The sequence below is a fragment of the Curtobacterium sp. ZW137 genome, from assembly GCF_003762905.1.
Taxonomy (GTDB): domain Bacteria; phylum Actinomycetota; class Actinomycetes; order Actinomycetales; family Microbacteriaceae; genus Curtobacterium.
In genome coordinates this window covers 42,624-66,190 of the sequence record NZ_RJKS01000003.1, presented here as the reverse complement: position 1 = coordinate 66,190, position 23,567 = coordinate 42,624, and the positions used below count along the sequence as shown (strand labels likewise).

The 23,567-nt window shown below is 70.4% G+C and carries 25 protein-coding genes; 18 read left to right on the top strand and 7 right to left on the bottom strand.

The window, feature by feature from the left end; genetic code table 11:
* Nucleotides 1-46 precede the first annotated feature (46 nt).
* The 7 genes from EDF55_RS09840 to glmM all read left to right on the top strand — a co-directional run bounded on the left by EDF55_RS09840 (nucleotide 47) and on the right by glmM (nucleotide 7,710).
* The gene (locus EDF55_RS09840; protein ID WP_123654802.1) at nucleotides 47-922 is read left to right on the top strand and encodes an ABC transporter ATP-binding protein; all 876 of its coding nucleotides are present in this window, start codon (nucleotides 47-49) and stop codon (nucleotides 920-922) included.
* Nucleotides 919-1,629 carry a hypothetical protein gene (locus tag EDF55_RS09835; RefSeq protein ID WP_123654801.1) on the top strand — a complete coding sequence of 237 codons (711 nt, stop codon included), beginning with the start codon at nucleotides 919-921 and terminating at the stop codon, nucleotides 1,627-1,629. Before EDF55_RS09840 ends, EDF55_RS09835 begins: the two co-directional genes overlap by 4 nt.
* A 56-nt stretch (nucleotides 1,630-1,685) precedes the next feature.
* Complete coding sequence (locus EDF55_RS09830; RefSeq protein ID WP_123654800.1) at nucleotides 1,686-1,880, top strand: hypothetical protein; 195 nt, start codon at nucleotides 1,686-1,688, stop codon at nucleotides 1,878-1,880.
* Nucleotides 1,881-1,975: 95 nt separating this feature from the next.
* Entirely contained in the window at nucleotides 1,976-5,011 is a 3,036-nt protein-coding gene (locus EDF55_RS09825; RefSeq protein WP_123654799.1) for an ExeM/NucH family extracellular endonuclease, read from the top strand.
* 332 nt (nucleotides 5,012-5,343) lie between these two features.
* Nucleotides 5,344-5,790: a 50S ribosomal protein L13 gene (rplM, locus tag EDF55_RS09820; RefSeq protein ID WP_071292521.1), complete on the top strand. Its 447-nt coding sequence runs from the start codon at nucleotides 5,344-5,346 to the stop codon at nucleotides 5,788-5,790.
* Nucleotides 5,791-5,828: 38 nt separating this feature from the next.
* Nucleotides 5,829-6,314 carry a 30S ribosomal protein S9 gene (gene rpsI, locus EDF55_RS09815; protein WP_123654798.1) on the top strand — a complete coding sequence of 162 codons (486 nt, stop codon included), beginning with the start codon at nucleotides 5,829-5,831 and terminating at the stop codon, nucleotides 6,312-6,314.
* Between the two features lie 22 nt (nucleotides 6,315-6,336).
* Nucleotides 6,337-7,710 carry a phosphoglucosamine mutase gene (gene glmM / locus EDF55_RS09810; protein ID WP_123654797.1) on the top strand — a complete coding sequence of 458 codons (1,374 nt, stop codon included), beginning with the start codon at nucleotides 6,337-6,339 and terminating at the stop codon, nucleotides 7,708-7,710.
* A 222-nt stretch (nucleotides 7,711-7,932) separates the two neighbouring features.
* Here glmM and coaA read toward each other — a convergent pair whose 3' ends face one another.
* Genes coaA through EDF55_RS09795 form a run of 3 tightly spaced genes read right to left on the bottom strand, consistent with a single transcriptional unit; the run spans nucleotide 7,933 to nucleotide 10,614 of the window.
* Nucleotides 7,933-8,877, bottom strand: a complete 945-nt coding sequence (gene coaA / locus EDF55_RS09805) for a type I pantothenate kinase (RefSeq protein WP_123654796.1) — start codon at nucleotides 8,875-8,877, stop codon at nucleotides 7,933-7,935.
* Nucleotides 8,878-8,927: 50 nt separating this feature from the next.
* Entirely contained in the window at nucleotides 8,928-9,416 is a 489-nt protein-coding gene (locus EDF55_RS09800; protein WP_123654795.1) for a glutathione peroxidase, read from the bottom strand.
* Between the two features lie 10 nt (nucleotides 9,417-9,426).
* On the bottom strand, nucleotides 9,427-10,614 hold the full coding sequence (locus tag EDF55_RS09795) for an ATP-binding protein (protein WP_123654794.1): 1,188 nt from the start codon (nucleotides 10,612-10,614) through the stop codon (nucleotides 9,427-9,429).
* A 125-nt stretch (nucleotides 10,615-10,739) separates the two neighbouring features.
* Here EDF55_RS09795 and glmS point away from each other — a divergent pair, with 125 nt between their 5' ends.
* The 5 genes from glmS to tsaE are packed head-to-tail and all read left to right on the top strand — an operon-like array spanning nucleotide 10,740 to nucleotide 15,734.
* Complete coding sequence (gene glmS / locus EDF55_RS09790) at nucleotides 10,740-12,587, top strand: glutamine--fructose-6-phosphate transaminase (isomerizing) (RefSeq protein WP_123654793.1); 1,848 nt, start codon at nucleotides 10,740-10,742, stop codon at nucleotides 12,585-12,587.
* Nucleotides 12,588-12,593: 6 nt separating this feature from the next.
* Nucleotides 12,594-12,974: a holo-ACP synthase gene (locus EDF55_RS09785; protein ID WP_123654792.1), complete on the top strand. Its 381-nt coding sequence runs from the start codon at nucleotides 12,594-12,596 to the stop codon at nucleotides 12,972-12,974.
* Entirely contained in the window at nucleotides 12,971-14,074 is a 1,104-nt protein-coding gene (alr, locus tag EDF55_RS09780; RefSeq protein ID WP_123654791.1) for an alanine racemase, read from the top strand. Before EDF55_RS09785 ends, alr (EDF55_RS09780) begins: the two co-directional genes overlap by 4 nt.
* Nucleotides 14,071-15,234: an alanine racemase gene (gene alr, locus EDF55_RS09775; protein WP_221180743.1), complete on the top strand. Its 1,164-nt coding sequence runs from the start codon at nucleotides 14,071-14,073 to the stop codon at nucleotides 15,232-15,234. The genes alr (EDF55_RS09780) and alr (EDF55_RS09775) overlap by 4 nt, the downstream gene beginning before the upstream one ends.
* 38 nt (nucleotides 15,235-15,272) lie before the next feature.
* On the top strand, nucleotides 15,273-15,734 hold the full coding sequence (gene tsaE / locus EDF55_RS09770) for a tRNA (adenosine(37)-N6)-threonylcarbamoyltransferase complex ATPase subunit type 1 TsaE (protein ID WP_123655417.1): 462 nt from the start codon (nucleotides 15,273-15,275) through the stop codon (nucleotides 15,732-15,734).
* Between the two features lie 24 nt (nucleotides 15,735-15,758).
* On the opposite strand, the gene arr is transcribed toward tsaE, so the two are convergent.
* The 3 genes from arr to EDF55_RS09755 all read right to left on the bottom strand — a co-directional run bounded on the left by arr (nucleotide 15,759) and on the right by EDF55_RS09755 (nucleotide 17,826).
* Nucleotides 15,759-16,175 (bottom strand): NAD(+)--rifampin ADP-ribosyltransferase, encoded by a 417-nt coding sequence (arr, locus tag EDF55_RS09765; RefSeq protein ID WP_123654790.1) that lies wholly within the window; start codon nucleotides 16,173-16,175, stop codon nucleotides 15,759-15,761.
* Nucleotides 16,176-16,179: 4 nt separating this feature from the next.
* The gene (locus EDF55_RS09760) at nucleotides 16,180-16,929 is read right to left on the bottom strand and encodes a glycoside hydrolase family 16 protein (RefSeq protein WP_243698200.1); all 750 of its coding nucleotides are present in this window, start codon (nucleotides 16,927-16,929) and stop codon (nucleotides 16,180-16,182) included.
* A 147-nt stretch (nucleotides 16,930-17,076) separates the two neighbouring features.
* Nucleotides 17,077-17,826: a glycoside hydrolase family 16 protein gene (locus EDF55_RS09755; protein ID WP_123654788.1), complete on the bottom strand. Its 750-nt coding sequence runs from the start codon at nucleotides 17,824-17,826 to the stop codon at nucleotides 17,077-17,079.
* A gap of 133 nt (nucleotides 17,827-17,959) precedes the next feature.
* Here EDF55_RS09755 and tsaB point away from each other — a divergent pair, with 133 nt between their 5' ends.
* From tsaB to EDF55_RS09735, 4 genes are all read left to right on the top strand, one after another.
* Nucleotides 17,960-18,580, top strand: coding sequence for a tRNA (adenosine(37)-N6)-threonylcarbamoyltransferase complex dimerization subunit type 1 TsaB (gene tsaB / locus EDF55_RS09750; protein WP_123654787.1), 621 nt, complete (start codon nucleotides 17,960-17,962; stop codon nucleotides 18,578-18,580).
* A complete protein-coding gene (rimI, locus tag EDF55_RS09745; RefSeq protein WP_260235884.1) occupies nucleotides 18,577-19,104 on the top strand; it encodes a ribosomal protein S18-alanine N-acetyltransferase in 528 nt (175 codons plus the stop codon). The genes tsaB and rimI overlap by 4 nt, the downstream gene beginning before the upstream one ends.
* Nucleotides 19,097-20,146 (top strand): tRNA (adenosine(37)-N6)-threonylcarbamoyltransferase complex transferase subunit TsaD, encoded by a 1,050-nt coding sequence (gene tsaD, locus EDF55_RS09740; RefSeq protein ID WP_123654786.1) that lies wholly within the window; start codon nucleotides 19,097-19,099, stop codon nucleotides 20,144-20,146. Before rimI ends, tsaD begins: the two co-directional genes overlap by 8 nt.
* A gap of 67 nt (nucleotides 20,147-20,213) precedes the next feature.
* A complete protein-coding gene (locus EDF55_RS09735; RefSeq protein ID WP_123654785.1) occupies nucleotides 20,214-20,801 on the top strand; it encodes a DUF4190 domain-containing protein in 588 nt (195 codons plus the stop codon).
* Here EDF55_RS09735 and EDF55_RS09730 read toward each other — a convergent pair.
* On the bottom strand, nucleotides 20,794-21,987 hold the full coding sequence (locus EDF55_RS09730; protein ID WP_123654784.1) for a class I SAM-dependent methyltransferase: 1,194 nt from the start codon (nucleotides 21,985-21,987) through the stop codon (nucleotides 20,794-20,796). The two genes, EDF55_RS09735 and EDF55_RS09730, sit on opposite strands and share 8 nt — an antisense overlap.
* Nucleotides 21,988-22,134: 147 nt before the next feature.
* Between EDF55_RS09730 and groES the strand changes: the two genes are divergently transcribed.
* Together groES and rarD are read left to right on the top strand one after the other, a co-directional pair.
* Nucleotides 22,135-22,431 (top strand): co-chaperone GroES, encoded by a 297-nt coding sequence (gene groES, locus EDF55_RS09725; protein WP_123654783.1) that lies wholly within the window; start codon nucleotides 22,135-22,137, stop codon nucleotides 22,429-22,431.
* A 74-nt stretch (nucleotides 22,432-22,505) separates the two neighbouring features.
* Nucleotides 22,506-23,447, top strand: coding sequence for an EamA family transporter RarD (rarD, locus tag EDF55_RS09720; protein ID WP_123654782.1), 942 nt, complete (start codon nucleotides 22,506-22,508; stop codon nucleotides 23,445-23,447).
* Nucleotides 23,448-23,567 lie beyond the last annotated feature (120 nt).

Here is a 23,567-nt window from a genome sequence, read left to right as displayed (position 1 = left end):
CGGGCTGCGACCGGCTCGCTCCGACTCCTGGGAAGGGAGCCGATCGATGATCGAACTCGCAAACGTCGGGCTTCGAGGGCGGGGACGAGGACGACCGCGACTGCGGGCGGTGTCGATGCAACTGCTGCCTGGCCACGTGTACGGCCTGATCGGCCCGAACGGCGCTGGCAAGTCATCGTTGTTGTCTGTCATCGCCGGATTCACGCCAGTGACCTCCGGCGCGCTGCGCGGGACGCCATGGCAACGTGGGGAGCCCGTTGGGGCGGTTTTCAGCGACGTGCCCATGCACTCGGGGCGCACTGTGAGAGAGACGTTGACCCTGCGAAGTCTCTACGTCGGCGTCGACAAAGCGGTCGTTCCCGAGGCTGCGCGGCGAGTCGGACTCCATTCTGCCCTCGGCCGTCGGGTCGGTTCACTGTCTCTCGGGATGAAGATGCGGTTGTCGATCGGGGTCGCGCTTCTCGGAAGTCCGTCCCTGGTGCTCCTCGACGAGCCGATGAACGGCTTGGACCCGAACGGCATCGCGTGGATGCGGGGTGTGATCGCTGCATTGAAGCGTGACGGTGCCACTGTGATCGTCTCGAGTCATCTGCTCGGAGAGCTCGAGGCGCTGATCGACACCGCGATCGTGGTCAGTCAGGGGGTGATCGCATGGATCGAGCCGGTCAATGGAGTCGGCAAGACGGCCTGCAGGATCGAGGTGAACGATCCGGGCGTGCTCTCGAGAGCACTCGCCGAGCGCTGCATCAGCGTCACGACCACAGCGCGGACGCTCAATGTGGATGCCCCGCCTCCCGAGGTGATCCGGCTAGCCGTGTCGATCGGCCTTGAAGTATTCCGGGCGGCTCCCGCGGCCAGGACTCTCGAGGACCTCTACGTCACTGTGTCTTCCGCAGAATTCGAATCCGAGGTGCGGCGATGACGCCCTTTTCGCGAGCTGTACAAATTGAGCTGCGCAAGCAGATCGACACGGTCGGCGCGTGGGTCGGTTACGGCGTTCTCGTCGCGACCGTCGTCGCTTGCGGGGCTTTCGGTGTCTCCGCGGTGACGCGGGTCCCGTCGTTCGAGGTGGGGGAACTCATCGTGATGGCGGGGCTTCCAGCCGCTCTGACATCGTCGATCGTCGGGGTCGTGATCGGTGTTGGTGATGCGGCACGGGGCGGAGAGCGTGACGGCGTGCTCAGCGGGAACACCCGGGGCCGGCTCTATGTGGCCCGCGGTGCCGCTTGCGGAATCGTCACCGGTGCGCTCGTGCTCTTCACGATCGTGGTTGCGGGCTCCTGTACGGTCACCGCTGTCCTCATCGGCGGTCGCATCTCGACCTTCGCGCTCGTGGGTGCGATCGGCCAGGTCGCCGCGCTGGCATTCTCCTCAGCGACATTCGGCTTTGGTATCGGTGCAACGGTGCGGTCTCTCGCTCTCGGTCTCGTGAGCGTGGTGCTGCTCGTGCTCGTGCTCGACGTCGTCCTGACTCTTCTCGGCCCTTGGAGCGAGTACGTCCGCTTCAGCACGCTGCAGAGCGGACTGACCGGGATGGCGCCAGCGGTGCCGACGGCCACTTCGGGCCTCATCTGGGTCCTCATCCCCGTGGTCGTCGGTTGGTTTCGAACGAGAGCGGTATCGACGTGAGCGAAAATCGAGCCCAGACGAGGGGGCCGCTTCGTCGTACGCTGCAGGCTGCGCTCGTGGCCATTGCCACCGTGGCGATGTTCGCGATCGGTGTGAGTGGCCAGGCACCCTCTGTGCGGTGGGTGGCGCTCGCGATCGCAGCGAGCGCGGCCGCGCTGTCGTTGGTCCTCGCGAAGAAGAAGAGCAACCTCGTGGGCTGGTACGTCATCACGGTCGGCGTGCTGGCACTGCGGTTGCTGTCGGAGGACTGATGTTGCCGAGTGCAATGGTTTACCTGACCGCAACCTGAGCGACTCTGCAGGTCTGTACGGTCTGAGGGTTTCCCGCTCTCGAACCGAAGGTCAGCATGCAACAGCACGTCGGACGCACTCTGCTGTGCGCCACGGTCGCCGCGACGTTCCTCGCAGCACCACTCGTCTCCGTCACCGCCGCCAGCGCGAACACCACCGGCACGGGCCTCGTCATCCAGGAGGCCTACGTCAAGGGCGGCAGCGCCGGCGCCTTCTCCGCGCAGAAGTTCGTCGAGATCGGCAACCCGACCGACGCCCCGGTCGATCTCGGCACGTGGTCCCTGCAGTACCGTCCGCCGGCCACCGGCTCGAACGTCTCGGCAGCGCCGCTGAGCGGCACGGTCCCGGCGCACGGCACGTACCTGGTGCAGCTCGGCAGCAACGGCGCGAACGCCCGCTACGACCTGCCGACGCCCGACGCGACGCTCGGCCTCAACCCCGGTGGTGGCGGCGGGGTGCTGGTGCTCGCGGACCAGACCGCCGCGGTGGCACTCCCGGCAGGGTCGGTCACGGACACCACCGAGGGTGTCGTCGACCTGCTCGGCTGGGGCACCGCGACCACGTTCGAGTCGAACGTCGCCGTCGCCGGGACCGCGAACTCGGTGCCGGACGCCTTCGTCCGCGCGGGCTCGACCGACACCGACGACAACGCGGCGGACTTCACGAAGACGCAGGAGCTGACGCCGACGAACGCCGCGGGCGAGACCGCGACGCCGATCGAGACCACCCCGACGGAGCCGACCGAGCCCGCCGGCCCCGCCGAGCCCGTCACCATCGGGCAGCTGCAGGGCACGACGGACACCTCGCCGTACGCCGGGAAGAACGTCGTCACGACGGGCGTCGTCACCGCGGTGTACGCGACCGGTGGGTTCAACGGCTACACCGTGCAGACCCCGGGCACCGGCGGCGCGCTCGACCTCGCCGCGCACACGGCGTCGGACGCGGTCTTCGTGTACTCGCCCGCCACCGTCGCCTCGGTGCACGAGGGTGACCACCTCGAGCTGACCGGCGCGGTCTCGGAGTACAAGGGCCTCACCGAGCTCACGGTCACGAGCGCCGCCGACGTGACGACGCTCGCGGGGGCCGTGCCGGCGCCGCAGCCAGCCGCCGTCGCGTTCCCGTCGACCGATGCGCAGCGCGAGTCCCTCGAGAGCATGCTCGTCGCACCGCAGGGCGACTACACGGTCGCCGACAACTACACGACGAACCAGTACGGCGAGGTCGTCCTGGCGAGCGGCACGAAGCGGCTCCTCCAGCCGACCGAGGTCGCCCGCCCCGGGAGCGCCGCGGCGAAGGCCGTCGAAGCGGACAACGCCGCCCGCAAGGTCACGCTCGACGACGGCGCGAGCACGAACTTCCTGCCGTACGACGGCTCGGACCAGTCGGCCCGCAACATCCCGGTACCGTGGCTGACGAACGACGCCCCGGTCACGGTGGGCGCCGCCACGACCTTCACGAAGCCCGTGGTCCTGGACTACCGCAACGGCGGCTGGGCCTTCCAGCCCACGGCACCGATCACCGGCGCCACCGCGACGACCGACCTGCCCGCCACGTTCTCGAACGTGCGCACCGCGGAGCCCGCTGACGTCGGCGGTGACCTCAAGCTCGCCGGGTTCAACGTGCTGAACTACTTCCCGACCACCGGCGACCAGCTCACCGGCTGCACGTACTACACCGACCGCGCGGGCGACCCCGTCACCGTGAACTCCGGCTGCGACGCCCGCGGTGCCGCGGAGGAAGAGGACTTCCAGCGCCAGCAGGCGAAGATCGTCACGGCGATCAACGGCCTCGGCGCCGACGTCGTCTCCCTCGAGGAGATCGAGAACTCGGCCCGCTTCGGCGAGGACCGGGACGCCGCGGTCGCCACCCTCGTCGGTGCCCTGAACGCCGCGACCGGCACGGACACCTGGGCGTACGTGAAGTCCCCCGCGGTCGTCCCCGCCAGTGAGGACGTCATCCGCCTCGCGCTCATCTACAAGCAGGCCCGTGTCGCGCCGACGGGCGCGTCGACGATCCTGCTCGACGACGCGTTCACGAACGCACGGCAGCCCGTCGCCGACGCCTTCCGTCCGGTCGGCGGCAGCGCGGACGACGAGTTCCTGGTGATCGCGAACCACTTCAAGTCGAAGGGCTCCGGCACCGGCGAGAACGCCGACCAGGGCGACGGTCAGGGCGCCTCGAACGCGGACCGCGTGCGGCAGGCCACGGCGCTCGCCGCGTTCTCGACGACGATGCAGCAGCAGTACGGCACCGACAAGGTGTTCATGCTGGGCGACTTCAACGCGTACAGCCAGGAGGACCCGATGGTCGTCCTCGGTGACGCCGGCTACACGGACCTCGGTCCGGCGCTGGACTCCTCGGAGTGGTCGTACGTCTTCAGCGGGCTGAGCGGTTCGCTCGACCACGTGCTGGCATCCCCGGCCGCACTGGCGAGCGTGACGGGCGTGGACATCTGGAACATCAACTCGACCGAGTCGGTGGCCCTGGAGTACAGCCGCTTCAACTACAACGCGTCGAACCTGTACAGGGACGACGTGTACCGGGCGAGCGACCACGACCCGATCCTGGTCGGCTTCGACCTGGCCGACGGCTCGACCGACCCGACCGACCCGACCGACCCGACCGACCCGGGCACCGACCCGGGAACCGACCCGACCGATCCGACCGACCCGGGCGCCGATCCGTCGGAGCCCGGCACGTCGCCGGCGAGCCTCTCGGTCTCGGGCGACCTGCGCGTCGGCGGCACCTTCACGCTGACCGGTTCGGGCTTCGCGGCCGACGAGCGGACCCGTGTCGAACTGCACTCGGACCCGGTCCTCCTCGGAACGGTGGTCGCGGACGCCGACGGCGACCTGTCCGGCCGGCTGACCATCCCCGCGTCGGTCTCGGCCGGGACGCACACGATCGTCGTGACCGGCCCGACCACGGGCACGGTGACCCTGCGGGTCACGATCGACCCGGCGACGGGTGCGGCCTCGGTCGGCGCGCTCGCCTTCACGGGTGCGGAGCTCGGTGGCGGCATCGCCGCCGCGCTGCTGCTGCTCGCAGCCGGAGCCGGTGTGCTCGTCGTGCGCCGTCGTCGCGCCGCGTAGGCAGATGACGGACGGGAGGCTCGGTGCCGGCTGGCACCGGGCCTCCCGTCCGTCTGCTGGTCGCGTCCACGACCGCGACGAGTGCGCAGGACAGGGCCCGTGGCGGGCCGTGCATCGCAACGTCTGCGCAGTCGACCCCAGCACACGCCCATGCACCCGCGTTTGACCGACGTGAGTCGCGTCCGGTAGGCTCTCACCTTGGTCTGCGCGCCACGTGCGCCAGACAGTCAGATGAGCCCTCCACCGGGACGTTCGCCGGGCATCCGCCTCGCAGAACCCCCACCGGAGCGGGATTCACGGACTCCTCACCTCGACACGAAAGCAGCACTCCTGTGACTCGCACGTTCTCACCGAAGCCGGCAGACGTCCAGCACGACTGGATCGTCATCGACGCGACCGACGTCGTCCTCGGCCGTCTCGCCTCGCACGTCGCCGCGCTCCTCCGCGGTAAGCACAAGGCCACCTTCGCCCAGCACATGGACATGGGTGACTACGTCATCATCGTGAACGCGGACAAGGTCGCCCTCACCGGCTCCAAGCTCGCGAAGAAGGTCTACTACCGCCACTCGGGTTACCCGGGCGGCCTCACGGCGACCTCCTACCCGGAGATGCTCGAGAAGCACCCCACCCGCGCCGTCGAGAAGGCGATCCGCGGCATGCTCCCGAAGAACACGCTGGGCCGCGAGCAGCTCAAGAAGCTCAAGGTGTACGCGGGTGCCGAGCACCCCCACGCCGCGCAGCAGCCCAAGACGTACACCTTCGACCAGGTCTCGCAGTAACAGCGGCCACGACGACTTCCAAGGACTAGAGAAAACTCATGGCTCAGATCGCTGACTCCCTCGACCAGACCCCGGAGAGCTTCACCACGGAGAGCGCACCCGCCGCTACCGAGGCAGCTCCCCGTCAGATCCTCAACGTCTCCGGCGGTGCCGTCGGGCGCCGCAAGGAGGCCATCGCCCGCGTGCGCCTCGTCCCGGGCTCCGGCACCTTCGTGGTGAACGGCCGTTCGCTCGAGGACTACTTCCCGAACAAGCTGCACCAGCAGCTCATCAACGACCCGTTCAAGGTGCTCGAGCTCCTCGGCTCCTACGACGTGACCGCCCGCATCACGGGTGGTGGCCCCTCCGGCCAGGCCGGCGCACTCCGCCTCGCCATCGCGCGCACGCTGAACGAGATCGACCGCGAGAACAACCGCGCGATCCTCAAGAAGGCTGGCTTCCTCACCCGTGACGCTCGCGTCATCGAGCGCAAGAAGGCCGGTCTCAAGAAGGCCCGCAAGGCGTCGCAGTTCTCGAAGCGCTGATCGCCTGACGGCGGAGGATGCAATGCCGCGTCTGTTCGGTACCGACGGCGTTCGTGGCCTCGCCAACGGCGAGTTGACGGCCGCGCTCGCACTGGGTCTTGCCCAGGCGAGCGCGGCCGTGCTCACGCACGGACACCATGCGGACGCCCGTCGGGCGTCCGGCCGACCGCGCCCCCGCGCGGTCCTGGCGCGCGACCCGCGCGTCTCCGGTGAGTTCCTGGGTGCCGCGGTCGCGGCCGGGCTCGCCTCCGCCGGCGTCGACGTCCTCGACGCCGGGGTCATCCCCACTCCCGCTGCCGCGTTCCTGGTCGCGGACATCGACGCCGACTTCGGCGTGATGATCTCCGCATCGCACAACCCGGCCCCGGACAACGGGATCAAGTTCTTCGCGACGGGCGGCAAGAAGCTGCCCGACGAGGTCGAGGACCGCATCGAAGCCGCGATGCACGACCAGTCTGCGCCCACGCCCACCGGCATCGGCGTCGGCCGGATCACCCGGTTCGCCGACGCTGAGGACCGCTACGTCGTGCACCTGCTCGGCACGCTGCCGCACCGGCTCGACGGCATCCACGTCGTGCTCGACTGCGCGAACGGTGCCGCCGCCGGTGTCTCGCCCGAGGTGTTCGTCAACGCCGGCGCGAAGGTCACCCTGATCGGTGCCGAGCCGGACGGCTGGAACATCAACGACGGTGTCGGGTCTACGCACATCGACAACCTCGCCCGTGCGGTGCTCGAAGCCGGCGCCGACGTCGGCATCGCGCACGACGGCGACGCGGACCGCTGCCTGGCGGTCGACGCCGCGGGCAACGCGATCGACGGCGACCAGATCATGGCGATCCTCGCGCTGTCGCTCAAGGAGCGCGGGCACCTGGTGTCCGACACCCTCGTCGCGACGGTGATGTCGAACCTCGGGCTCAAGCGTGCGATGTCCGACGCGGGCATCACCGTGATCGAGGCCGGGGTGGGCGACCGCTACGTCCTGGAGAAGATGAACGAGGGCGGGTACTCGCTCGGCGGCGAGCAGTCCGGCCACATCATCTTCCAGGAGTACGCCACCACGGGCGACGGCATCCTCACCGGCCTGCACCTCGTCGCCGAGATGGCGCGGACGGGCAAGTCCCTCGAGGAGCTCGCATCGTGCATGACGGTGTTCCCGCAGGTGCTGCTGAACGTCCGCGGTGTCGACCGGCACGGACTCGCTGACCAGGGCGTGCAGGACGCCGTCGCTGCGGCGTCCGAGTCGCTCGGCGACACCGGCCGCGTGCTGCTGCGTCCGTCGGGCACCGAGCCCGTCGTGCGCGTGATGGTCGAGGCCGCGTCGCAGGAGACCGCGCAGCGGGTCGCCGAGGAGCTCGCGGCGGTCGTCGAGGAGCGCTTGGCGCTCGACGCGGCGTAGCGCGCCGGCGCGGTGCCGCCGCGTGGTGCCGCCGAGTGCGGTGCCGCTGCCGTGCCGCGTGCAGTGCCGTCTGTCCTTGAGCAACCGAAACCCGTTCGCACCACGGCCGTCCGTGGTTCGAGCGGGTTTTCGTTGTGCGCCGCCGGTCCGCACCGCGGCCACGGGCGCCGGTCAGCGGCCACGGGCGACGGCGGGCGCCGCGCCGCGCGTCCGCCGCGCGCGCTAGATCTTGCGGAGCAGGACCGACGACACCTTGTGGTCGGCGGCCTTCTTCAGCACGAGGGTCGCCCGGGAACGGGTCGGCAGCACGTTCTCGACGAGGTTCGGCTCGTTGATCGCGCGCCAGACCTGCGTCGCGGTCGCCACGGCGTCCTCACGCGAGAGCGACGCGAACCGGTGGAAGAACGAGTCGGGGCTGGAGAACGCCTCTTCCTGCAGGGCCAGGAAGCGGTCGACGTACCAGGACTCGATGTCCCGGGTCTTCGCGTCGACGTAGATCGTGAAGTCGAACAGGTCGGACAGTGCCAGGCGTCCGTGCATCGGCGGCGCGAGCACGTTGAGGCCCTCGACGATGAGGATGTCGGGCTGGCGCACGACGATCTCGGCGTCCGGCACGATGTCGTAGACCAGGTGCGAGTAGAACGGCGCACGCACCTCGGTCGCGCCGCTCTTGACCTGGCTGACGAAGCGCAGCAGGGACCGGCGGTCGTACGACTCGGGGAAGCCCTTGCGGTCCATGATCCCGCGGCGCTCGAGCTCGGCGTTCGGGTACAGGAAGCCGTCGGTGGTGACGAGTTCCACACGTGGGGTGTCCGGCCAGCGCTTCGTGAGTTCGCGGAGCAGGCGGGCGACGGTGGACTTGCCGACGGCGACGGAGCCCGCGACACCGATGACGAACGGGGTGCGTCCGGCTCGGTCGCCGAGGAACCGGCTCGTCTCCGCGTGCAGGTGCTTCGCCCCCGCCGCGTACAGCGTCAGGAGTCGCGAGAGCGGGAGGTAGACCTCCTGCACCTCCTGCATGTCGAGGCGGTCGCCGAGCCCGCGGAGCTGGACGATCTCCGTCTCGGTGAGGGAGAGGTGCTCCTTGGGGGCGAGCTGCGACCACTCCGCGCGCGGGATCTCCACGAAGGGGGTGGGGTGCGCGACGGCGGTCTCCGGGATCGGCATGGGATCGAGCGTAACCAGACGGGAGGCCCGTGGTGCGTCGCGCGCGCCGGTCACGTCGTCGGCAGGGCCGCCTCGATGGCCGCGATCACCTCGGGTGCGTCGGGTTTCGTCGTCGGACGGAAGCGGGACACGGTGCCGTCCGGTGCGACGAGGAACTTCTCGAAGTTCCAGATCACCCGGCCGGCCTTGCCGGTCGCGTCCGGGGTCTGCTTCAGCTCCTTGTAGAGCGGGTGCGCACCGCCGCCGTTCACCTTCACCTTCTCGGACATCGGGAACGTCACACCCCACGTGGTGGAGCAGTACTCGTCGATGGCCTCCGACGAACCGAGCTCCTGCAGGAACTGGTTGCTCGGGAACCCGAGGACCGTGAAGCCGCGCGGTCCGTAGGTCTTCTGCAGCTCCTCGAGCTGCTCGTACTGCGGTGCGAGCCCGCAGCGCGACGCCACGTTCACCACGAGCACCGCCTTGTCCGCGTACGCGCCGAACGTGGTGTGCTCACCGTGCAGCGTCGTGATGTCGATCTCGTCGAAACGTCCCATGGCCCGGACGCTAGTCGTCGAGGTCGAGATCGGCCTGACGGCGGACGAACTCGCACATGTTCGGCACTGTGAAGGCGATGCGGCCGCGCTGCGGTGAGAACACGATGCCCTTCCCGATGAGTGCGTGACGCGCTTGGCTTGTTGCCTTGGCGGGCACGCCGAGCCGAGATGCGACTTCACCGGTCGACGATTCCCCAGTAGCGTCCTCGGCCATGGCGACGAGGTACTGCCGCTCTGAAGGAGTGGCGCTGGCCCATCTGCCGGGGAAGAATCCGCTGTCGAGCTCGGCATTGCCCCGGTCGATTGCCCCGATCGCGTCAGCTTCGGTGATCCGCTTGTCGGCGGCCAGGTCCCAGGCGGCGGACCCGTACGTCTGCAGGAAGTACGGATAGCCGCCGGCTGCGTCCACGAGGATGTCGAGGGCGGGCGCATCGAAGGACACACCGGAGCGTCGCGCTGGCAGGACGAGAGCATCGGCCGCGGCGCCGGACGGCAGCGATCCGATCTCTCGGTAGTCGAAGAGCCGCTCCGCGTACGACTTGGCGGCCGTCAGGGTCCCCGGCACGCTCGGCAGCCCTGCGCCGACGACGACGAAGGGCCAGTCTCGCTGTCCGGCGCGATGCTGCACGGAGATCAGTGCTGCAAGGAGTGCAGGTTCCAGGTCCTGCAGCTCGTCGATGAACAGGGCCAGGACACGTTGCTGCTCGCGGAGCGCCGGGGCGAGGTCCTCGACGAGTTCCTCGAGGTCGATCTCGATCACTCCGGTGTCGGCCCGTCCGACAGAAGCATCGACGTCGATCGAGAACCCGAGTCCACCGAACTGGACGCTGAACGCCTTCACGGTCGCGAGCGCATTCCGCACTGCGGAGGTGACAGTCCGCCCGCGGTGGAGGCGGCGGGCGGCGAGCGCGATCTCCCGCGCGAGACGTCGGCGTGTGTTCTGCTGCCCGGAGTCCGAGGTCTGCCCCTCGACGTCGACGACGAGCCATCCAGCGCTGTCGGCTTGTGCTCGGAACTGGTTCAGCAGCACCGTCTTCCCAACGCCGCGCAGTCCGTGCAGCACGAGGCTCCGGGAGGTCTGCCCCCGTCGAGACCTGGCCACGAGGAGGTCGAACGCGTCCACTTCGGCCTGACGCCCGACGAGCTCCGGTGGGCGCAGACCGGCGCCAGGCGCATAGGGGTTCAGTTCGGCGTGCATCTGACAGATTCTAGTGCTGTCTGTCGTTTCGATGAGACTCTGCCAGAAAGCGGCAGACCGCCAGATCAGTATCGATCAGGTCTCCTCGCAGGGAGCAGTCCCCGCCGCATCGTAGGATCGGGACCATGTGTGGAATCGTCGGCTACGTCGGCAGCAACAGCAGCACGGACGTGCTCCTCGGTGGTCTCCGTCGGCTCGAGTACCGCGGGTACGACTCGGCCGGCATCGCGGTCATCGACCCGTCCGGTGACCTGACCTCGGCCAAGAAGGCCGGCAAGCTCCAGGCCCTCGTGGACGAGCTCGAATCGCACCCCATCGCCGACGGTGGGACCGGCATCGGGCACACCCGCTGGGCGACCCACGGCGGCCCGACGGACGAGAACGCGCACCCGCACCTCGCCGACGGCGGCAAGCTGGCGCTCATCCACAACGGCATCATCGAGAACTTCTCCGAGCTGCGTGCCGAACTCGTCGCCGAGGGCGTCGAGTTCCTCAGCGAGACCGACTCCGAGGTCGCGGCGCACCTCGTCGCCCGCGCCTTCCGTGCCACCGGCGACCTGACGAGCGCCATGCAGCAGACCGTGCAGCGGCTCGAGGGCGCCTTCACGCTCCTCGTCGTGCACGCCGACCAGACGGGTGTCGTCGTCGGCGCCCGTCGCAACTCGCCCCTCGTGGTGGGGCTCGGCGACGGCGAGAACTTCATGGGCTCGGACGTCGCCGCGTTCGTCGCGTACACGCAGCGTGCCCTGTCGATCGGTCAGGACGAGATCGTCACGATCCGCCCGGACGGCGTCGACGTCATCCACTTCGACGGGACCCCCGCCGAGGCGAACGAGTTCGAGGTGAACTGGGACGCGTCCGCCGCGGACAAGGGCGGCTGGTCCTCCTTCATGGCGAAGGAGATCAGCGAGGAGCCCGAGGCCGTCGCGAAGACGATCCTCGGCCGCGTGCACGACGGCGCGGTCACCCTGCACGACCTCGACCCGATCGCGGAGCGCCTGCAGCAGGTCGACCGCGTCATCGTCATCGCCTGCGGCACCGCGGCGTACGCCGGCATCCTCGGCAAGTACGCCATCGAGCAGTGGGCACGCGTCCCGGTGGAGGTGGAGCTGGCCCACGAGTTCCGCTACCGCGACCCGGTGCTCGACGAGAACACCCTCGTCGTGTCGATCAGCCAGTCCGGCGAGACCATGGACACGCTGATGGCCGTGAAGTACGCGCGGGAGCAGGGCGCGCAGGTCCTCTCGATCTGCAACACCCAGGGCGCCACGATCCCGCGCGAGTCCGACGCCGTGATCTACACGCACGCCGGGCCGGAGGTCGCCGTCGCATCGACGAAGGCGTTCCTCGCGCAGGGTGTCGCGCTGTACCTGCTCGGGCTGCACCTCGCCACGATCCGCGGCACCCTGACGGCGGAGCAGATCGCCGTGCAGGTCGCCGAGCTCGAAGCGCTGCCGGCGAAGCTGCAGCAGACCATCGAGGACGCCTCCGGTGTCGCCGAGCTCGCGAAGTGGATGGCCGACACCCGCAGCGTGCTGTTCCTCGGCCGCCACGTCGGGTACCCGATCGCACTCGAGGGCGCGCTGAAGCTCAAGGAGCTCGCGTACATCCACGCCGAGGGCTTCGCCGCCGGTGAGCTGAAGCACGGTCCGATCGCGCTCATCGAGCCGGGGCAGATCGTCTTCGTCATCGTGCCGTCGCCGCGTGACGCCCGTTCGCTGCACCCGAAGGTGGTGTCGAACATCCAGGAGATCCGCGCTCGCGGCGCCCGGGTGATCGCCATCGCCGAAGAGGGCGACGCCGCGGTGCTGCCCTTCGCCGACGAGGTCCTCCGGATCCCGCTCGCGACGCCGCTCTTCGAGCCGCTGCTCGCCGTGGCCCCGCTGCACATGTTCGGCATGGAGCTCGCGGCCGCGAAGGGCCTCGACGTCGACCAGCCGCGCAACCTCGCGAAGTCGGTCACCGTCGAGTAGTCGCGCGTGATCATCGGCATCGGGGTCGACGTGGTCGACCTGGAGCGGTTCGAGCGGGTCCTGACACGGACGCCCGCGATGCGGACGCGCCTGTTCACGACGTCGGAGCTCGTCCGTGACGGCGAGCCCCGGCCGATCGCGTCCCTCGCGGCGCGGTTCGCCGCGAAGGAAGCGCTGATCAAGGCGTTCGGGTCGAGTGCTGGGCTCAGCTGGCAGGAGCTCGAGGTGGTCTCGGACGACCAGCGGAACCCGTCGCTGACGCTCCACGAGGGTGCCCGGCGGGTGGCCGACGCGCGTGGCGTCACGGCGGTGCACCTGTCGCTCTCCCATGATGGGGGGATCGCCACGGCCTTCGTGGTCATCGAGGGGACAGAGGACAAGGCTTGAGTGCGTTCACCGGGATCACGGTCGACCGGGAGGCCCTGATCGCCAACTACGCGACGGTCGCCGAACAGGTGGCCCCGTCCGGCGTCATCGCCGTCGTCAAGGCGAACGCGTACGGCCACGGCGCGGCTGCGGCCGCGCAGGCGTTCGTGGACGCCGGTGCGGAGTGGCTCGGCGTCGCGGACATCGACGAGGGCATCGCGCTCCGGCAGGCCGGCATCGACGAGGGGGTCCGCATCCTCGCGTGGCTGCACGCCCCGGACGAGGACTTCCGTCGTGCCGCCCAGTTCGGGATCACCCCGGCCGTCTCCAGCGTCGAGCAGCTCTCCAGCGCCGCCGACGCCGAGGTCCGCGCCGTGCACATCTGCGTGGACACGGGCCTCAGCCGGAACGGCGCGGTGGAGTCCGAGTGGTCGGAGCTCTTCGACCGTGCGGCGTCGCTCGCCCGCGGCGGTGCCCGGACCCGCGTCGAGGGACTGATGTCGCACCTGTCGAACGCCTCACGCACCGACGACCTCGACCAGGACGCCGCACTGCAGCGGGCGCTCGACGGCCTGTCGTCGCGGGGGATCGTGCCGGACGTGGTGCACCTGGCCGCCAGCGCCGCGAGCATCGCGGTCCCGGAGACCCGCCGTGACCTGGCCCGCATCGGGATCGCGCTCTACGGGCTGAGCCCGTTCGCGGACCGGACGTCCGCCGAGCTGGGGCTCCGCCCGGCGATGCGCGTGACGGCGGCGGTCCTCCGCACGGTCGTCGTGCCCGCTGGGGACGGCGTCAGCTACGGCTACACGTGGCGTGCGGAGTCGGACACCCGGCTCGCGGTGATCGGACTCGGGTACGCGGACGGCTTCGACCGTGCGTTCGGCAACCACGTCTCGGTCCGCATCGGCGACCGACGCTTCCCGGTCGTCGGCCGGGTGGCGATGAACGCCATGCACATCGACATCGGCGACGCCGAGGTGGCCGCCGGCGACGAGGTCGTCCTCTGGGGCGACCCGGCGAACGGCGACCCCGCCGTCGAGGACTGGGCGGCCGCCGTCGACACGATCAACTACGAGGTGGTGGCCCGGCTCGGCCGGAGCATCGAACGGAGGACGACGTGAGCGCGCCCCTGCGCCAGGCCGAGATCGACCTCGACGCGTACCGCGCGAACCTCGAGCGGGTCCGTGGGTGGATGGACCCGGTCGAGGTGATGGCCATCATGAAGGCCGACGCGTACGGGCACGGCCTCGAGCCCATCGCCCTCGCGGCCGTCGATGCCGGCATCCGCTGGATCGGCGTCCTCACCGTCCCGGCCGCGCTCCGGCTGCGGTCGATCGGCGTCGGCGAGGACGTCCACCTCTTCACGTGGCAGCACGACCCGGCCCTCGACTTCCGTGACGCGATCGACTCCGCGGTGGACCTCGGCGTCTCGAACGTCGCCGAGCTGCAGCGCGTGGTCGACGCGGTGGACCAGCGCCCGGCGCGGGTGCACCTCGGCGTCGACACCGGCCTCCACCGCGACGGTTCCGCCGTCGACGACTGGCCCGCCCTGGTCGAGACGGCCCGGGACGCCGAGCGTGCCGGACGCATCGAGGTCGTCGCCGCGTACACGCACCTGGCGGAGTCCTCGGACGACGACGACCGCGCCGCCGTGTCGCTGTTCGAGGACGCGATCGAGCGGGCGGAGGACCTCGGCCTCGACCTGCCGCTCGAGCACGTCGCCGCGTCGCTCGCCGGCCTCGAGCGCAAGGAGTTCCGGAAGGACATGGTCCGGATGGGGGCGAACCTGTTCGGCATCCCCGGCGCGGACGGCGTCTCCGCGGCGGACCTCGGCCTCGAACCCGTGATGACCCTGACGGCGTCGGTCGCGAAGACCAAGCGGGTCCCCGTCGACACCGGGGTGTCGTACGACTACACGTACCGCACCGACCGCGAGACCACGCTGGCGCTCGTCCCGCTCGGCTACGCGGACGGGGTCCCGCGGTCCGCGCAGGGCCGGCTCGAGGTGACGATCGGCGGCAAGCGGTACCCGATCGCCGGGCGGGTCGCGATGGACCAGTTCCTGGTGGACGTCGGCGACGACGACGTCCAGGTCGGTGACACCGTGGTGCTGTTCGGCACGGGGGAGCGCGACGAGATGACCGTCCTGGAGTGGGGCGAGGCGCTCGGCACCATCGGCGAGGAGATCGTCTGCCGGATCGGTTCCCGCGTGCCGCGCGTCTACGCGGGGCACTCCGTCGAGGGCCGGGTGGGCGAGTACCTCCGGGGCGAGAACCCGTGACCGTCCTCCTGGACACCACGGTCGCGAGCACCGAGGAGATGGGTGCGCTCGGTGCCCGGCTCGCCGCGGTCCTCCGCGCCGGCGACCTGGTCGTCCTGACCGGGCCGCTCGGTGCCGGCAAGACCACGTTGACGCGGGGTCTCGGGGCGGCGCTCGGCGCTCGCGGGCAGGTCTCGAGCCCGACGTTCGTGCTTGCGCGGACCCATCCCACGACGTCCGGCCCTGACCTCGTGCACGTGGACGCGTACCGACTGTCCGACCCGGTGGAGCTCGACGACCTCGACCTCGACTGGGACGCCTCGATCGTCGTCGTCGAGTGGGGGCGGGGCTTCGTCGAGGGCATCACCGACAGCGTGCTCGACGTCGAGATCGTCCGCGCGACCGGAGCCGACGCGACCGATGCCGCGCCGGACGACCTCGACCCGGACGACGTCCCCGACGAACCCCGCCGCGTGGTCGTCACCGCGACCGGTCCACGCTGGGTCGGCGTCACGCTCTGACGCCGACCGTCAGGTGGTGCGGCGTCAGTTGATGATGGCGCCGCGTTCTTCGGTCCGGAGCACGGCGAGCCGGTCCCGCCAGGTCTGCAGCGCCTCGGGCGTGAGCCGGGTCCAGTCCGTCACCTCGCCGACCACCCGGATGGGCGACGTGCTGCGGTAGGACCGCGTCGGGTTGCCCGGGAACTTCCGGTCGGTCACGTTCGGGTCGTCCTCGAACGCACCCGTCGGCTCGACGATGTACACGCGCGGCTCGCCGGGACCCGCAGCGAGTTCCGCTGCGAGCCCGGCGCCGGCACCGACGGCCGTGAAGTAGACGTGGTTCATCACGATCTCCGGACGGTAGTTCGACCGGAACCCCGCGGTCAGCAGGTCACCCACCCGGAGGTCGGCCTTCGTCCCGTGGAAGAACGGCCCGTCGTCCAGCGTCTGCTCCTCGGCCATCGGGTCAGCCCACGTACTCGGCCATGCTGACCCAGTTGATGTAGAGGTGCCCGGAAGCGCCCCAGTTGCCGACCTGGAACATGTAGCGGTGCGGCGTGGTCGGGACGTCCGAGGTGATCCGCTGGACCACCCGGTCGTCGACGAGGTACGTCACGGACTGCCCCGGGATCCACTCGACCGAGTAGGTGTGCCAGTCCCGCCACGAGACGCCGGTGCTGGCGCTGTGCGAGAGGCCCTCGAGTCCAGGGGTCATCAGGTGCTGGTACGCCATCGGCGTCGCTTCGAAGTTGCTCTCCGGGAAGTCGATCTCCCCGTCGGCCCAGCGGTTCGACGTCGGGTAGAGGATGAACGCCGCGCCGTTCCGGTCACCGCCGGTCGCCATCGCCCGGACGGTGAACTTGCCGCCCTGGTGGCTCCAGGCTCCGGACGGGGTGCCGAAGGTCCCGGCTGCGCCGTGCCGCCCGTCGAGCGCGACGTCCATGTACCCGTCGTGCGCGCTGATCTGCGAGCCGGAGTACCACATCCCGCCGGTCCCGTCCGGGTACGGCTGCCAGGAGTTCGCGTACTGCCGCGCGAACTGTCCGCCGGCCGCCGCATCGGTGGCGAAGTCCTCGCCGTAGGTCTGTTCGAACTGGGCTCCGGTGACGGAGGTCGTCGCTGCGGATGCGGCCGACGCCCCTCCGAACGGGACGGCGACGAGTGTGGCGCCGAGCAGTGCCGCAGTGAGTGCCGCTCGCTTGGTACGTGTCTGCATGGATGTCATTTCCCTGACGTGAGCGCAGCGCCCGTCCCCACGAGTGCCGCACAGCCGGATCTCGGCACGGCGAGCACTCTAAGCAGATTCGATGACGTATCACAAGGATTGGACAGCCGAAAAGTCCCCCGAGTAGGGGACACCCGGTCAGGGCTTGTAGTCGTAGGTCGTGACCCAGTCGATGTACAGGTGTCCGGCAGCGCCCCAGTTCCCGACCTGGAACATGTACCGGTGCGCGGTCTTCGGGACGTCCTTCGTGACCTTGCTGATCACCCGGTTGTCGACGAAGTAGGTGACGGACTTCCCGGGGATCCACTCGACCGAGTAGACGTGCCAGTCCTTCCACTTGACGCCCGTCGAGGTGCTGATCGCGTTGACCTCCTTGCCCTTCACCATCGAGTGGTGGTGGACCATCGGCGTCGCCTCGAAGTTGCTCTCCGGGAAGTCGATCTCCCCGTCGGACCACACGTTCGACGTCGGCCAGAGCATGAACGCCGCACCGTTGGCCTTGCCGCCGAGCGCCCGAGCGCGGATGGAGAACTTCCCGCCGACGTGCCCCCAGGCGCCGGTCGGCGTCCCGAAGGTCCCGGCAGCGCCGTGCTTGCCGTCCAGGACGACGTCCATCGAGCCGTCGTGCGCGCTGATCTGTGAACCCGAGTAGTACATCCCGGACATCCCGTCCGGGTACGGCTGCCACGACTTCGCGTAGGTCTTCGCGAACTTGCCCTTCGCGGGAGCAGCGGTCTTGAAGTCCTCGCGGAAGGTCTGCTTGAACTTCCCGATGTTGCCCACCGGCACGGCAGCCTCGGCGGTGCCTCCGCCTCCGAGCGGTGCAGCGACCAGTGCGGCGGTGAGGATCACGGCGGCGACGGCGGCCGTGGTGAAGCGCTTGTGCATGAGCTCTCCCTGGGATCGAGCCCTCCCGGCGGGCTCGTACCCGGAACTGTCGGTCGCGGCGACCGGCCCGACAGCGCCGTCCTGCCCCCAGAGGGAGGGCGAACCACCGGTTCTGTCCGCCTACGATGGACGGGTGCTGCTCGCGATCGACACCTCCGCCGGGACCTCCGTCGCCGTCGTCGACCCCGAGACCCGGACGGTCCTCGCGGAACGGTCCACCGAGGACTCCCGCCGCCATGCCGAGGTGATCGGTCCGTTCCTGCAGGGCGTGCTCGACGACGCCGGCATCACCGCCGCGGACGTCACCGGCGTCGTCGCGGGCATGGGCCCCGGCCCGTTCACCGGCCTCCGCGTCGGCATCGCGGCCGCACGCACCTTCGCCGTGGCACGCGACGTCCCGTTCCTGCCGCTGGTCAGCCACGACGCGGTCGCAGCCGAGGCGACGTCGGAAGCCGACGGCCCCGTCGTCGTCCTGACGGACGCCCGCCGGCGCGAGGTCTACTGGAGCGTCCACGACCAGACCGGCACGCGCACTGCGGGCCCTGGCCTGGCCAGGCCGGCGGACCTCGACGACGTGCTGGGAGCCTCCAGGCAGCTCCCGCGGGTCACCGCGACCACCATCCCCGCCGGGAGGCTCGGGGCGCTCGCCGCGGACCGGCTCGCGTCCGGCGGTTCCTTCGCCGAGGACGCCCCCCTCTACCTCCGCGATCCCGACGTCACGATGCCCGGCGCACCCAAGCGGGTGGGCCGGTGACCCTGCCCGCCGGGCTGCGCCTGCGGCGCGCCCATCCGCAGGACCTCGACGACGTGATGTGGCTGGAGCACGCCTCGTTCCCCACCGACGCCTGGTCGGCATCGCAGATGTCCGGCGAGCTGTACTCGCCCCACGGGTACTACGTCGTCGTCGAGACCACCGACGACGGTGCGCCGACGATCGTCGGGTACGCGGGCCTGTCCTCGCTCGCGGGCAACCCGGTCGCCGACGTCCAGACGATCGCGGTGTCGGCGGAGCACCGCGGGGAGGGCATCGGCCGCGTGCTGTTCACCGAGCTCCTCGACGAAGCCCGTCGCCGTGGCGTGGAAGAGGTCTTCCTCGAGGTCCGCGCCGACAACCCGGTCGCCCAGGCGATGTACACCGCGTTCGGGTTCGAGCACATCGCCACCCGGCCGCGCTACTACCAGCCGGACGGCGTCGACGCGTGGGTGATGCGGGCCGCGCTCGCACCCGCGCAGACGCCGGGGCCCGGCCCCGTCGGACAGGAGGCACTCGATGCGTGAACCACTGGTGCTCGGCATCGAGACCTCGTGCGACGAGACCGGCGTCGGCATCGTCCGGGGGAGCACCCTCCTGGCGAACGTCATCGCGTCGAGCATGGAAGAGCACGCGCGCTACGGCGGCGTCGTGCCCGAGGTCGCCGCACGCGCGCACCTAGAGGCCATGACCCCGACCCTGTCCGAGGCGCTGCAGCGCGCCGGCGTGACCCTCGACGAGCTCGACGCGGTCGCCGTCACCGCCGGCCCCGGGCTCGCCGGTGCCCTGATGGTCGGTGTCGGGGCGGCGAAGGCGCTCGCCGTGGCCACCGGCAAGCCGCTGTACGGGGTGAACCACCTCGTCGGACACGTCGGGGCGGACGTCCTCCGCGCCGACGGCAGCGAACTCGAGCTGCCGACGGTGGCGCTCCTGGTGTCCGGTGGGCACACGTCGCTGCTCCTCGTGCGGGACCTCGTCGACGACGTGGAACTCCTCGGCGAGACCATCGACGACGCCGCGGGCGAAGCGTTCGACAAGGTCGCACGGCTCCTCGGGCTGCCGTACCCGGGCGGGCCGCAGATCGACCGCGCCGCTGCCGACGGGGACCCGAAGGCGATCCGGTTCCCGCGCGGGCTCACCCTGCCGAAGGACATGGCCGCGCACCGCTACGACTTCTCGTTCTCCGGGCTGAAGACCGCCGTTGCCCGGTGGGTCGAGCGCTGCCGCGACGAGGGGCGTGAGGTCCCCGTGGCGGACGTCGCAGCGTCGTTCCGGGAAGCCGTGGTCGACGTCCTCGTGACCAAGGCGCTGAACGCCTGCCGGGACTCCGGGGTGCCCCGGCTGCTGCTCGGCGGCGGCGTCGTCGCGAACGCCCGGCTCCGTGCGGTCGCCGAGGCGCGCTGCGCGGAGGCGGGGGTCGCGCTGCGGATCCCCCCGCTCGACCTCTGCACCGACAACGGCGCGATGATCGCGGCGGTCGGTGCCCGGCTCGTCGCCGAGGGGCACGCGCCGAGCGACCTCGGGATCGCCGCGGACTCGACGCTCCCCGTCACCACCGTCCAGGTCTGAGGTCCGGTCCCCGCCGGTGTGGGAGGATCGAACGGACGGCCGCACGGGCCGTCGGGAGGGGTGCACCGTGTCCGATCAGAACGAGCGGCCGAAGCCGGACGAGCAGCAGCCGCAGAACCCGTACAGCGCACCGCAGCCGCCGCAGTACGGCGCTCCCCAGAACCCGTACGCGCAGCCCGGCCAGCAGCAGCAGCAGAACCCGTATGCGCAGCCCGGCCAGCAGCAGAATCCGTACGCCCAGCAGCCGCAGAACCCGTACGCCCAGCAGAACCCGTACGCGCAGCAGCAGAACCCGTACGCCGCCCCCGGCAGCGCCTACGCCAACACCGGGTACCAGCCGTACGCGCAGCGCCCGAAGACGAACATCCTCGCGATCCTGTCGATCGTCTTCGGCCTCGGCGCGGTCCCGTTCTTCTTCATCGCGATCCTGCTCGGCCCCGCCGGCGCGATCCTCGGGCACGTGGCGCTCGGCAAGATCCGGCAGAGCGGCGAGCAGGGCCGCGGTCTCGCGCTGACCGGCATCATCGCCGGCTGGGTGATGACCGGCATCTGGATCCTCTGGATCGCCCTGGTGGTCTTCGCGATCGGCCACTCCGGTGGCTACTCGGACTACGGCACCGACTACGGCTCGGACTCCGGCGCCTTCGTCAGCTGAGGCGCTCGCACAGCAGCGCGGTGTGCCGTCCCGCCACGCGGGTGAGGACGAGCGTCATCCGGCGTGAGCCGCCGCGCAGCCGCAGACGCTTCCGGAACTGCGCCGGGTCGACGTCGACGCCGCGCTTCTTGATCTCGACCGTGCCGACCCCGTCCGCGGCCAGTCGTGCGGCGAGCTGCTTGACGTCGAGCGGCATCGTGTCGAGCACCCGGAAGGTCTGCGCGAACGGGGTCGTCACCGGGCTGTCCGACGTCACGTAGGCGATCCCCTCGGAGAGCATCCGGCCGTCCATCGACCGGGCCAGGTCGCCGATGAGCCGTGCCCGGATGACCGCGCCGTCGGGTTCGTGGAGGTACTCGCCGACCGGGCCCACCTCGACGTCCTCGGCGTCCTCCGCCCCGGTCAGCTCGGCGATGCCGTGCGTACCGATGACGGTCGCGGCGCGCCGGATGCCGGGTCGGGCGAGCGGGCCGAACCACAGTGCGAGCTCCACGACCTCCCGGTCGACGGAGGTCCACTGCGCCTCGGCGGTGTCCGGGATGAGGTCGCGGTCGATGCCCGGTCCGAGCTTCACGCCGGTCGGGGTCGTGGTGGCGGCGGCGAAGACGGTGTCGAGCGATGGCGACCAGTCGTCCGGGTCGGCGAGCCGACGGGTGTTGGTGTGCCCGGCGGTCCGTCGTGCCGGGTCCATCCAGACCCCGTCGACGCTCGACACGTCGAACGTCGCCGCGTCACCGAGCAGCACACGGGCGTCCGGCCACGGTGCGAGGTTGTGCGTCGCCACCGCCGCCGTCACCTCGTCCTGGTCGACCGCGGTGACGTCGAGGTCGAGCGCGGCCATCGCGAGTGCGTCACCGCCGATCCCGCAGCCGAGGTCGGCCACCCGGTGCAGCCCGGCCGCGGCGAACCGCCCGGCGTGCCGGGCGGCGACGGAGAGCCGCGTCGCCTGCTCGAGGCCCGCCTCGGTGAACAGCATCCGGCTCGCGAAGTCGCCGAACTTGCCGCGGGCCTTCTGCCGGAGCTTCGCCTGCGTGAGCACCGCGGCGACGAGGCGGGGATCGTGTCCCTCGGCCCGGAGGCGGGAGACGACGCGGACGATCTCGCCGTCGTCGGAGACCGCCGGCGTCCGGTCGAGGAGCGCCATCCCGTCCGGGGTCAGGAGCTGAGCGAGTTCGGTGGCGTCCATGAGACGATCCTGTCATCACCAGGAGGACTGGCACTCGGATTGACCGAGTGCCAGAGGCCCCCTACAGTTGGACCTGGCACTCTCGTGTGCGTAGTGCCAACCGGTTTTCATCTGTACCGAGTCAGTACCGAGAAAGAAGAGGTCACCGTGGCCGTCACCATCAAGCCGCTCGAAGATCGCATCGTCATCCGTCAGGTCGAGGCGGAGCAGACCACTGCTTCCGGTCTCGTCATCCCGGACACCGCGAAGGAGAAGCCGCAGGAGGGCGAGGTCGTGGCCGTGGGCCTGGGTCGCATCGACGACAACGGCAACCGCGTCCCGCTCGACGTCGCCGTCGGCGACAAGGTCATCTACTCGAAGTACGGCGGCACCGAGGTCAAGTACTCGGGCGAGGACCTGCTGGTCCTCTCCGCTCGCGACGTCCTCGCGGTCATCGAGCACTGACACCTGCTCCACCCGTCGAACGCCTCGGCAGCCTCGTGCTGCCGGGGCGTTCGCCGTTTCCGTAGCATTGGTCCGTGACAGAGCGGGCGGTTCGGAGCGAGGCATCGGTCGGCGTCGTGCAGGCGATCGTCGCGTACGGGCTCTGGGGGCTGATGCCGCTGCTGTTCGTCGCGATGGCGCCGGCGGGAGCGTTCGAGATCGTCGCGTGGCGGATCGTCTTCGGGCTGGGGTTCTGCCTGGTCGCCATCCTGGTCACGCGGTCGTGGCTGCGCACGCGCTCCCTCATCGCCCAGCGCCGGGTGATGGGCGTGATGGCGATCGCCGCGGTGCTCATCGTCGTGAACTGGACCGTGTACGTCATCGCGACGACGACGGGCCACACCGTCGAGGCAGCGCTCGGGTACTTCATCAACCCGCTCGTCACGATCGCGCTCGGCGTCGTGCTCCTCCGGGAACGGCTGCGCCCGGCGCAGTGGACCGCCGTCGGCATCAGCATCGTCGCGGTCGTCGTCATCGCGGTCGGCTACGGGCAGATGCCGTGGATCTCCCTCGCGCTGGCGTTCTCGTTCGGGCTGTACGGGCTCGTGAAGAAGCGCGTCGGCGGGACCGTCGACGCGCTGTCCGGGCTGACGATCGAGACGATGTGGCTGACCCCCGTCGCCGTCGTCACGCTCGTGGTGCTCGGCGTGACCGGCATCGGCGGCGGCATCACCTTCGGCAACCAGGGCTGGGTGCACGCGCTCATCATGATCGGCGCGGGCCCGGCGACGGCGGTGCCGCTGCTCCTCTTCGCGTCGTCGGCGCGGCGCCTCTCGCTGTCCACGCTCGGGCTGACCCAGTACCTGACGCCGGTGATGCAGCTGATCGTGGGGGTGACGATCCAGCACGAGGCGATGTCGACCTCGCGGTGGATCGGGTTCGGCATCGTGTGGATCGCGCTGCTGATCCTGTCCACGGACTCGTTCGTGGCTGCGCGCCGCGCCCGCCGCACCGCGGTGCCAGCCGTGGCGGCCTGACGGGGCCGAACCGAGCCTCCCGTCCGCCGTGGTGGCGACCAGCTGCCGGGCCGGACGCGACCGATCGCGGAAAGCGACAGTCCCCGGGAGGAACCCTCCCGGGGACTGTCGCTTTCGTTG